This window comes from Lentilactobacillus dabitei, assembly GCF_019061365.1.
Lineage (GTDB): Bacteria > Bacillota > Bacilli > Lactobacillales > Lactobacillaceae > Lentilactobacillus > Lentilactobacillus dabitei.
Genome location: NZ_JAHPPD010000087.1, coordinates 1 through 10,848, shown reverse-complemented (window position 1 = coordinate 10,848; position 10,848 = coordinate 1). Strand labels below are relative to the sequence as shown.

8 protein-coding genes are annotated in these 10,848 nt (G+C 43.8%); 4 read left to right on the top strand and 4 right to left on the bottom strand.

Annotated elements, in window-relative coordinates:
* Positions 1-139: 139 nt before the first annotated feature.
* The 4 genes from KTE19_RS11300 to scrK all read right to left on the bottom strand — a co-directional run bounded on the left by KTE19_RS11300 (position 140) and on the right by scrK (position 3,282).
* Positions 140-529: a VOC family protein gene (locus KTE19_RS11300; RefSeq protein WP_217164638.1), complete on the bottom strand. Its 390-nt coding sequence runs from the start codon at positions 527-529 to the stop codon at positions 140-142.
* A gap of 59 nt (positions 530-588) precedes the next feature.
* Positions 589-1,284, bottom strand: coding sequence for a DUF6198 family protein (locus tag KTE19_RS11295; RefSeq protein ID WP_430681883.1), 696 nt, complete (start codon positions 1,282-1,284; stop codon positions 589-591).
* A 56-nt stretch (positions 1,285-1,340) separates the two neighbouring features.
* Positions 1,341-2,345 (bottom strand): zinc-dependent alcohol dehydrogenase family protein, encoded by a 1,005-nt coding sequence (locus KTE19_RS11290; RefSeq protein ID WP_217164640.1) that lies wholly within the window; start codon positions 2,343-2,345, stop codon positions 1,341-1,343.
* A 61-nt stretch (positions 2,346-2,406) separates the two neighbouring features.
* A complete protein-coding gene (gene scrK / locus KTE19_RS11285; RefSeq protein ID WP_217164642.1) occupies positions 2,407-3,282 on the bottom strand; it encodes a fructokinase ScrK in 876 nt (291 codons plus the stop codon).
* A 382-nt stretch (positions 3,283-3,664) separates the two neighbouring features.
* Between scrK and KTE19_RS11280 the strand changes: the two genes are divergently transcribed.
* The 4 genes from KTE19_RS11280 to KTE19_RS11265 all read left to right on the top strand — a co-directional run bounded on the left by KTE19_RS11280 (position 3,665) and on the right by KTE19_RS11265 (position 10,736).
* Positions 3,665-5,023 (top strand): SLC45 family MFS transporter, encoded by a 1,359-nt coding sequence (locus KTE19_RS11280; protein WP_217164644.1) that lies wholly within the window; start codon positions 3,665-3,667, stop codon positions 5,021-5,023.
* Between the two features lie 16 nt (positions 5,024-5,039).
* On the top strand, positions 5,040-7,298 hold the full coding sequence (locus tag KTE19_RS11275; RefSeq protein WP_217164646.1) for a glycoside hydrolase family 65 protein: 2,259 nt from the start codon (positions 5,040-5,042) through the stop codon (positions 7,296-7,298).
* A 430-nt stretch (positions 7,299-7,728) separates the two neighbouring features.
* The gene (locus tag KTE19_RS11270) at positions 7,729-8,379 is read left to right on the top strand and encodes an NAD(P)-dependent oxidoreductase (protein WP_217161829.1); all 651 of its coding nucleotides are present in this window, start codon (positions 7,729-7,731) and stop codon (positions 8,377-8,379) included.
* Between the two features lie 524 nt (positions 8,380-8,903).
* Positions 8,904-10,736 (top strand): S53 family peptidase, encoded by a 1,833-nt coding sequence (locus tag KTE19_RS11265; RefSeq protein WP_430681882.1) that lies wholly within the window; start codon positions 8,904-8,906, stop codon positions 10,734-10,736.
* Positions 10,737-10,848: the final 112 nt, after the last annotated feature.

Below are 10,848 nucleotides of genomic sequence, written 5' to 3'. Positions count from 1 at the left end.
TGAATTGACTACTATATTTTGTCACAAGAAAAGCCCCACAATCATTAGACTTACTTGTCTAACAATTGTAGGGCACTTCAAAATTGAATTTTAGAGGGGGCTACTTATATGAACGCGTCAAATCGTTGCTTTTCGCGCTCTACAGAATTTCACAGAACTCGATCGTCTCTTCATTCGGTCCAAGGATATTAAAGAACTTAATCCCGTTGTCCCAGAATGATGGGATTGATTGGATTTCGTCGTTTACTAGTCGTAAGCCCTGAGCCTTGGCGTCGGCGAATGCCTTTTCCACGTCTGGGGTGTTCATTGAGATATGGTTGATTGCGCCCGCTTTTCTTGCGGTTGGGTCGCCTTCCCAGGTTTCGATCGTCAAGTTGCCAAATCGCATGAATGCACAACGGTTCTCGCCGTTATGGAATAAGCCTGCTTGTTCAAAGCCAAGTGATTTGTAGAATTCAATTGTCTTGTCTAAATCAACTGAAGGGATCCCAACGTGTTGGAGTCCGGTAAAATCATCTTTCATTGCCATCGTTTAATTGCCTCTTTTTTAATTATTTTATCCGTGGATAAGCGCTTTGTTTTACTCACTTATTTACCGACATCCAAAGCCTGATGCTTCAGGTGAGGGAAGACTGCTTTGTCTGCAATTCCTGTGATCCCACCTTGGAATAAGAACGCGAAGATCGTGCCAATCCCGAAGTTGGTAAATTGATGGGTGATCACTAATGCCAAGATAGCCATCAATGTTGGCGGAATATAAGATGCCCACATCGCCAGGTTGGCGTTTCCTTTGAAGTACTTGAAACGCAAGATCTGCATCAAGTCATCGGCAGGGTGTAACACTAAGTTAACCCGCTGATAGATTGAAATGGCGGTGGCAATCATCGCGACGCCGATGAAGTTTAATAGGATATAGAATCCAACCATTAACGGCGTCGTGGCATCTGGTAGCCCAGCAAAAATGGGATACTTGCCAAGGAAGAAATCTTCAAAAATTTGAATCAACGCGGAGAAGGGTACCATGAAGATTAAGTTGCCCAATGCGCGGCCCCACTCCCAGTGACCAACTAAGATCGCGTTTAGGACGGTGGTCAAAATTCCGAGGATTAAGAAAGTCCAAAACAGGTTCCAGCCAAAGGCGACACTTAAGTTGGCTTCTGCAGCCGTCCAGTAAGCGGATCCCAAGAATGAGGGATGAATCTTGGCACTGGTAACCAGCGTCAAAACGTTACCGGCTGAGTTAATGATCAGCGAAATCACAAAGAAAGAAATCGAAGTTGTCATTGAAATGGTTCGGCCAGTTGATACCTGACTACTTGATTGATCTGAATTTGTCAAAATTATTCACCTACTTTAACGACGGCCTTTGAAACTCCCTTGATGTTTCCTTGCAAGAATGATTCAACTTGTTCCAAAGGTAATTCGTGACTGATGATGGCTTCAACGTCCAGCTTGCCGCTTTGAAGCAATGCAATTGAATCTTCAAAGGCGTTGGGGTTGATGAATGAACCTTGGATGGTTAATTGTTTTTGGTAAACTTCGTAAGTGTTCATTGAGAAATGAGCGTCAGGAGCGCCAACACCGAACATCAAAACTTGGCCGCCCTTGCGAGTTGCTTCAATTGCTTGTTCCTGAGTCTTTGGTGAACCAACGGCCTCGATCACGATATCGTAGTAATCAGTTGGCATATCAACGTTGTTGGTGTTGTAAGTGTTGGTAACGCCTAATTTTTCACGGTTAAGATCCAACTTCTTGTCTGAATGGCCAGTCAAATCAACTTGGTGAATCCCATAAGCTTGTAAGATTTGAGCGAATAATTGACCTTCGAAGCCGTCACCGATAACCAAGGCCCGTTGATAAGGAGTCACGTTTAATAATTGAACCCCATGAACGGCACATGAAATTGGTTCGATAGTTGCGGCTGCCTTGAATGAAATGTCATCAGGAATTGGGTAAACAACGGACGCTGGGGCAGTAAAGTATTGTTCCAAGCCACCGTTTCTGGTAACCCCAACGGCTGACAAGTTTTCACAGAGTTCTGGACGGTCAGTATGGCAATAGAAGCATTGGCCACAGTAGATGTTAGGGTCAACCGTTACGCGGTCGCCGACTTTAAGGTTCGTAACTTCTGAACCAATTTCAGCAACCACACCTGAGTTTTCGTGGCCCAAGACGATAGGTGGAACAGCGTCGGCAGATCCTGGTAGGCCGTTGTAGAGGGCGTGGTCAGTCCCGCAAACGCCAGCGTACTTGGTTTCAACTAATACTTCGTTTGGTTGAACCTTTGGCTTGTCGATGTTTTGAATTTCCATTTTCTTAGTTGCTGTTAATACAAGTGCTTTCATTTTTTATTTATTCTCCTCTGAATAGTTCCACAAAAGGTGTGGATTTCCTAAAATTGCTAACTTATTTGTTATATTCCTTTAATGCGAGTGCAAAGTTGCCGACGGTTGCTGAACCATTGTTCTTGACCAGTGGCATGACGATGTATTTGTCCAAGTCACCCACGTCAACGTAGTGATTCATCAAGTCGTCGAATTGTGCGCGCACCTTTTTCAAGAAGGTTTCGCTGACGACTCCGCCACCGAAGACGATCTTAGCCGGTCGCAACATCAACGTGACTTGAATGGCTGCCTGCGCGACATAGTAGGCCATGATGTCCCAGACGTGATCGGTCAAAGGAACATCTTTACCACTTTTACCTAGCCGAGCCTGGAATGTCGGTCCTGAGACCAATCCTTCCAAACAATCGCCGTGATATGGGCAGATTCCCTTGAAGTCAAGATCATCCGGATGGCGCTTCAACCGCACATGCCCCATTTCTGGATGACCAATATCCCCGATAAAGTCACCGTTCACAATCGCCCCAGCACCCACGCCAGTGCCAATTGTGTAATAGACCAGGGAGTTAATCTTTTCATTAAATAGGGTTGCCATGATATATTCGCCATACGCAGATCCGTTAACATCGGTTGTCCAATGAATGGGCAAATCGAAGTCTTGTTTGAGCCGGCCGACAAAATCGGTATTCGCCCAGCCAACCTTTGGCGTGTTGGTGATATAACCAAATTTCGGTGAGTTCTGTCTGAGCTCAATTGGCCCGAACGATGAAACTGAGATTGCTTGGAGATCTTTAAATTGTTTAAAGTAATCGACCGTCTTTTTGAGCGTTTCCTCTGGTGTGGTCGTGGGGAAATTCGTGATATCCAAAATTCGATAATCTTCGTTCCCCACTGCACAAACAAATTTTGTTCCGCCCGCTTCTACGCTACCTAACAACATTTAAATGTCACCACCTTAAGATTTGTTCCGCAACAACAAGTTGTGAATTCCTGTACAATATACCACATCTAAAAAATAATGCACTGTAAAAACTTGTGTCAAACGTATGACATCTTTTCAAAAGCAAAAGATGTCTAGACCGCAAAAAGAGTTCAAGATGAAAATAAGCAGTCAAAATTTTTTTAATTATTTTTTCGATGGGGTATTATTTAGGAGAATCATGTATGACACATTGGTTGATGATTTAATGCAATCCTGATTATAGCCATGGCTAACTTGAAATTTGAATTTTAGGAAGGTTGTGCAACCGGTTGCATTATTTTGAAATTGATGTCATAATACAAAATGTAAACGTTATTATTTTAAATTGGAGGATCGAAATATGGATGAGAAAAGCAGTGCTGCCGCAACGAAGAAGTCGGGGTTACCAAAGTTGCCTGTCAGCACAATTTGGATGATTAATTTTGGCTTCTTGGGGGTTCAAATGGCCTTTACCTTGCAAAGCTCACAGATGAGTCGAATTTTTCAAACGATTGGGGCCGATCCAAACAAATTAGGGTGGTTTTTCATTTTGCCACCATTGGCCGGATTGATTGTCCAACCAATCATTGGTTATTATTCAGATCGAACCTGGGCGCCACGATTGGGTGGCCGGCGATTGCCATACCTTGCTCTGGGAACGTTAATTGCAATTATTGTGATGTGTTTATTGCCGAACTCTGGTAGTTTTGGCTTCGGATATGCCTCAATTACAGCGCTGTTGTTTGGCGCTGTGACCGTTGCCTTATTGGATGTTTCATCAAATATCGCCATGCAGCCATTTAAGATGATGGTCGGGGACATGGTGAATGATGATCAGAAGAGTTACGCCTATGGCATTCAAAGCTTCTTATCAAATGGTGGTGCGGTGATCGCAGCCATCTTCCCATTCTTATTTACGGCATTTGGGGTTGCCAATACCGCTAAGAAGGGGGTTGTTCCGCAATCCGTTGTCATTTCATTCTATGTTGGGGCAATCATTTTACTGGTTACCAGTTTATTCACCATCTTTAAAGTGCATGAATATGACCCAGCCACATACGCCAAGTATCATGGCATTACCGAAGAGGCTAACTCAACCGGTGGTAACTGGTGGACTTTATTGAAGAAAGCACCAAAAGTCTTTTGGACAGTTACCTTGGTTCAATTCTTCTGTTGGGTTGCCTTTCAGTATCTCTGGACTTATTCAGCCGGAGCCATTGCCAACAACGTTTGGAATACAACCAACGCTGCTTCATCGGGCTATCAAGCTGCCGGTAACTGGTACGGGGTTCTAGCCGCTGTTCAATCAGTCGCTGCCGTTGTGTGGTCATACGTGTTAGCTAAATTACCTAATAATCATCACAAGTTAGGCTATTCATTGAGTTTAGCCCTCGGTGCAATCGGGATGCTGTCAGTATTCTTTGTTCACACCCAGTACATGCTGATCATTTCATTCACATTAGTTGGGATGGCTTGGGCTTCAATGAATACCTACCCATTAACGATGGTCACCAACGCTTTGTCAGGCGAACACATGGGAACTTATCTTGGCCTGTTTAACGGTTCAATTTGTTTACCACAAATCGTGGCTTCTCTTGCCAGCTTTGCCTTGTTCCCAATGTTAGGCAATGCTCAGCCAAACATGTTCCTGCTTGCAGGAATTGTGATGGGTCTTGGCGCCTTGTCAGTTGGATTAATTAAAGAAACATACAAAGCATAGGAAAGGACATCTAAATATGAAAAGAACTTTTGACGTGCAGCCCTGGAATATCGTGACCCATGACTTTAAGCCTGAAGATAAACGCCTGCAGGAGTCAATGACCAGCATTGGAAATGGTTATATGGGTTTGCGCGGCTTCTTCGAAGAGGATTATAGCGGTGACAGTCTTTCCGGTCTCTATCTGGGGGGCGTATGGTATCCGGACAAGACTCGGGTTGGCTGGTGGAAAAACGGTTACCCAGACTATTTTGGCAAGGTAGTCAACGCGGTTAATTTCATTAAAATGAACGTTAAGATTAACGGTGAAAAGATTGACCTGGCTAAAGATACTTTCAGTGATTTTAACTTAGACCTTGATATGAAGAAATCATTATTAACCCGTTCATTTACTGTAACGAAGGGTGAAGCAAAAGTTGCCGTGACCTTTGAACGGTTCGTCAGTGTTGCCCAACAGGAATTGTCTGTTCAACGGTTGACACTGGAAAACGTGGGTTCAAGTAAGGTCGCAATCGTCATTGATTCAGCGATTGATGCTGACGTTAAGAATGAGGATGCCAACTACGATGAACGCTTCTGGGAAGTTGTGTCAACCGATCAGCAAGCGGATCATGGCAGTGTGGTGGCTGAAACCACGCCTAATCCGTTTGGAACGCCGCGGTTTACCTCAGCTATGGAGATGCGCCACGTTACTGATTTAAAAAACGTCAAAGTTGATCAACTAAGTGACAAAGAAGTAGTAAACGAGTTTGCCGGCGAATTGGGGCCTAACGAATCGACTCAACTTGAGAAGCGGGTGATTGTGGTAACCTCACGGGACTACGATTCTAATGAGGCATTAACCAAAGCAATGGATACATTGAGCGATCAAGTCGCTGCTCAAAGCTATGATCAATTATTCGATGCTCACGCTAAAATCTGGGAAGACCGCTGGAATAAGTCCGATATCCAAATTGATGGTGATACTGAAGCTCAGCAAGGGATTCGCTTTAACCTCTTCCAGTTGTTTTCAACATACTATGGAGAAGATTCTCGACTCAACATCGGCCCTAAAGGCTTTACTGGCGAGAAATACGGTGGCGCAACCTACTGGGATACCGAAGCATTTGCGGTTCCAGTATACTTGGGCATTACTGATCCGAAAGTCACCCGTAACCTGCTGATGTATCGGTACAAGCAACTGGATGGCGCTTATCATAACGCCAAACAACAGGGCTTAAAGGGTGCTCTGTTCCCAATGGTGACGTTCGATGGGATCGAGTGTCATAACGAATGGGAGATCACCTTTGAGGAGATTCATCGAAATGGTGATATTGCCTTTGCTATTTATAATTACACTCGCTATACCGGCGACAACTCATACGTCTTGCACGAAGGCTCAAAAGTCTTAACCGAAATTTCCCGCTTCTGGGCAGACCGGGTTCACTTTAGCCAACGCAAGCAACAATACATGATCCACGGGGTTACCGGTCCTGATGAATACGAAAACAACGTTGATAATAATTGGTACACAAATATTTTGGCTCAATGGACGTTGAAATATACATTGTCAATTCTCAAGCAGGTTTCTCCAGAGCAGGCTAAGAAGTTGAACGTAAGTGACGATGAGAAGAAGCAGTGGCAGGATATTGTTGGTAGAATGTACCTGCCATATGATAAGAATTTAAATATTTTTGTTCAGCACGATGGCTTCTTGGATAAAGACCTTAAACCAGTTTCAGAGATCCCGGCTGACCAATTACCGATTAATCAGCATTGGTCCTGGGATAAGATTCTGCGCTCGCCTTATATTAAGCAAGGCGATGTGCTCCAAGGCATCTGGGACTTTATCGATGATTTCACGCCTGAACAGAAAAAATCCAACTTTGATTTCTACGAGAAGTTCACGGTGCACGAATCTAGTTTGTCACCAGCAATTTACTCAGTGCTAGCAGCCGATCTTGGATATGAAGAAAAAGCGGTTGAATTGTATGAACGGACTGCTCGGTTGGATTTGGACAATTACAATAACGACACCGTTGACGGCTTGCACATTACAGCTATGACTGGTGGCTGGATTGCCGTTGTCCAAGGCTTTGCCGGCATGCGCGTTCGCGATGGCAAGTTGCACTATGCGCCATTCTTACCAAAGAAATGGGATCACTACTCATTTAGACAAGTCTTCCGTGATCGCTTGATTGAGGTTGACGTTGATAAAGATGGTGCCCACTTCAAGCTGGTAAGTGGCCAGCCAATCACCATTGACGTAGCGGGTAAGGATGTTGAACTAGCAAAATAATGCAGGCTGTTATTCTGTTAATCTTAAAGGAGTGGCTTCTAGCGGGGCTGCTCCTTTTTTGAGCATAAAAAAGCTGCTTACCCTAGCGGTGGTAGGCAGTTAGTGTCGGTTTGTATTTCAGATATACTGTAACACATCCATCGAAGAGTGTTCAAAAAAATATCGTGGAATTACTCGGAAAATTTTCGTGGGAAGATTTGCTAATCCACTAATTAAACGATAAAAAAGTAACCAATCCATTGAGATTATAGGTGTCGATCAATATTCAAATATCCGATTATTTTTGATGGTTATTTAAATTTACTCCCGTTTTTGGACAACTTATGGTCGCCGAGGGGGCTAAATCATTGCTTATCATTATTAAATATCAGATACTAAAAGTAATTAAATAGCTATAGTTGAAGGCCTGTTAATGATGGGAGGAATTATTTTGACATTGTCGATTGGAATTATCGGTGCAACTGGCCGGGCTGGTAGCGAAATTGCGAAAGAAGCGATTAGCAGAGGGATGCAAGTCACGGCGTTTGTGAGAAGTGCGGACAAAGCTAAAGAGATGCTTGGAGATAAAGTCACTCCGATTCAAAAGGATGCTTTTGAAATTCAGAAGAAAGACATTGAGCATTTGGATGTCGTAGTGGATGCTTTCGCTACTCGGGATATGGGAAAAGCCTATCAACACGTTGACCTGGCTGCCAAGTTAATTGAATTGGTCCAAGGTCAAGCTGAGCCAAGACTGTTCTTTATTTTAGGTGCGGGCAGTTTGGAAACAGGCGATGGTCATCGCTTGATTGATCGACTTGAAAAGATGCCGAACAATGAATCGTTCATTTCAATTCCCCGAGAACAATTTAAAGAGTATCAACTTCTCATGAATACGAAGAAGGTCAACTGGGTGGCAATTTCCCCAAGTGCAAATTTCGTCCCTGGAGCGCAAAAGGATTATGAAATTGGTGTCAATGAACTCATGAAAAATGCTGCGGGTAAGTCGGAAGTAACAACGGGAACGGTCGCAAAAGTAATCATCGATGAGATTGCCGAACCCAAGCATCAGAATGAGAGATTTACGGTGGTAAATAAGTAAGTGTGCGGAGCCAAGCGGGAATAACCGAAACATAAGCACCCCAACCACAGCTCCCTGATTTTGGGAGTTGTGGTTGGGGTGCTTATGTGCAGGTTATTGCTTGGCGGAGCAATCCTAATCTATGTAGATTAACCTTTCAAAATTCTGGTTTTTGGATTGAGGGTTGGGTGGGTTTATGTGCAAGTTTCTGTTTTGTGGAGCAGTCCTAATCTATGTAGATTAATTTTGGGAGTTGTGGTTGGGGTGCTTATGTGCAGGTTATTATTTGGCGAAACAGTCCGAATTCACGTAGTCCACCCCAAAATATTGCATTTGTTATATTCCCGTAACGGCATTGACATAATCCATTAAAAAGTGTACCCTTACACTAGTTTGGGTTCATTGATTTATAATGAGGTTACATATCTCAGGTACGTTTTGACGAGGGAATTTGAATCACTATCGGGGTTAATTCAAATTAAGGGAAGAAGTTGTTAATTTTGAGAAACGTGAAGAAATGGTTAGTAGGTGTCGCAAGCTTTGCAATGATTCTTGCGTTAACGCCGAACGCTCAAGCCGCTCGTAAGAAGAAGGCAGCTGGCAGTGATCCATATGGGATTAACAAGATTTTGAAACAGTTAACCCAGAAGAAAAAAGTATCACCGAACAAGTACGTTTATCTAGATGTTGTTCTTAAGCCGAGAAATGAAAGCCAACTTAGTGATCAGATTTATGCCGTGAATACGCCAGGTAATTCTGAATTTAAGCAATTTTATACCCCGGATAAGTTTCGGGCAGAATTTGGCCAACCGGCTTCCGTTGTTGGTCAATACAAACCATTCTTTAATAAGTATCATTTGAAGTCCGAGTCTTTCAGTAATGGACTCATTATCAAAGTTTCCGGTAAAGTAAAGAATGTCAACAAGGCTTTTTCAACTGATATCCAAACTGCCAAGTATCATTCAAATCCGGTTCAATTTTCGAAGAAGCAGCCGGTGATGCCTGCCAAACTAGCTGACAATGTGCTGACCGTTTTGGGGATCACAACGGTTAAGCAGGGCTTAGGGTCACTTGCTAAAAAGCAGAGTGATGCCTCAAAAGTGAAGTCCGAATATGCGCCAAGTAAGTTCGCAAAACAATATCAACTCCAGCCGTTGTATGATAAAGGCTATCAAGGACAGGGACAAACGCTTGGGATCATCACATTCGCCAATGTCAGAAAAAGTGATGCCCAGCATTTCTGGAACGCTGAAAAGATTGCGACTAAACCAAACCGAATCAGCGTCAAAAAGATTAACAGCCCGACATCATTGACGACCAATGATGCACTGGGTCAAACCGAAACAGATTTGGACATTGAACAGTCTGGTGCGATTGCTCCACAGGCCAACATTCGGGTGTACCAAGCTAATTTCAGTGACGTGGGACTGGTGAATGCCTATTCGACGGCGTTTGAAGAGAATCGGGCAAGTTCATTATCGATGAGTTGGGGATTGAGTGAATATCTTACTCACTATCTCAAGGTACAACGCTTGTTGACACCGGTTTATGGGCAAGTGTTAAATACCGTGATGGCTCAAGGGGCACTTCAAGGCGTCTCGACCTTTGTTTCCTCAGGAGACACTGGTGCGTACAATCGCGGCATTGGCGGAAAAATCGGGCCAATTTCGTTGCCAAACTACAGTGCTTATGGCACATTCCCAGCTGATAATCCTTGGGTCACCGCAACCGGTGGGACCACCTTACCGTTCAGCAAGAAGTTAGGTAAGGGGATCGATATTTCAGTTGATAAAGAGCGTGCTTGGGGTGGCGACTATTTATTCAAAGCTTACGCACAAAATCGGCAGTTATTCTTAACTAATCCAACAGCCTATCAAGCAATGCTTGCTGGCGGCGGTGGTGGTATCAGCCATCTGTATGACACTCCAGAATATCAGCAGGACGTTCCTGGGGTTAACACCTTTAACGCTCGGCAGTATTTGTCGAATCTGTTGCAGCCGCGAATGAATCCCGTTTTAATTAGTGGAACCGACTATGGCCGTAACTTCCCTGATGTTTCAGCTGACGCAGATCCAATGACCGGCTACCAGATTTACTCAGCGGGCAAATGGCAAGTAATGGGCGGTACGAGTGCGGTTGCCCCGCAATTTAACGGTGCAACGGCCGTTATCAATAGTGGCAAAGGGACCCGAATGGGCTTTTGGAATCCGCAAATTTATAAGTTGGCGCAAGATAAAGACAAGACGCCATTCACCGTGTTGGATAGTGATAGTCATAATTCCAATTTGTATTACGTTGGCCAACCTGGCAAGGTATACAATCAAGCAACTGGCTTGGGAACGGTTAATTTCGAGAAGCTTTATAATGTTTATCAATAAGAGTTGATTAAAGGGCTTAACTGGAAGAGAATTATGGCTCTTCGTCAACTGTTGTTGGTGAAACTAAATTCGAGTTCTAATCACTTTGTGATTAGGGCTCTTTTTGTTTTGA

Excerpts from the sequence above, each read along its gene's own strand:
- KTE19_RS11300 (WP_217164638.1), bottom strand. The coding sequence starts at position 529 with ATGGCAATGAAAGATGATTTTACCGGACTCCAACACGTTGGGATCCCT.
- KTE19_RS11295 (WP_430681883.1), bottom strand. The coding sequence starts at position 1,284 with ATGACAACTTCGATTTCTTTCTTTGTGATTTCGCTGATCATTAACTCA.
- KTE19_RS11290 (WP_217164640.1), bottom strand. The coding sequence starts at position 2,345 with ATGAAAGCACTTGTATTAACAGCAACTAAGAAAATGGAAATTCAAAAC.
- scrK (WP_217164642.1), bottom strand. The coding sequence starts at position 3,282 with ATGTTGTTAGGTAGCGTAGAAGCGGGCGGAACAAAATTTGTTTGTGCA.
- KTE19_RS11280 (WP_217164644.1), top strand. The coding sequence starts at position 3,665 with ATGGATGAGAAAAGCAGTGCTGCCGCAACGAAGAAGTCGGGGTTACCA.
- KTE19_RS11275 (WP_217164646.1), top strand. The coding sequence starts at position 5,040 with ATGAAAAGAACTTTTGACGTGCAGCCCTGGAATATCGTGACCCATGAC.
- KTE19_RS11265 (WP_430681882.1), top strand. The coding sequence starts at position 8,904 with ATGATTCTTGCGTTAACGCCGAACGCTCAAGCCGCTCGTAAGAAGAAG.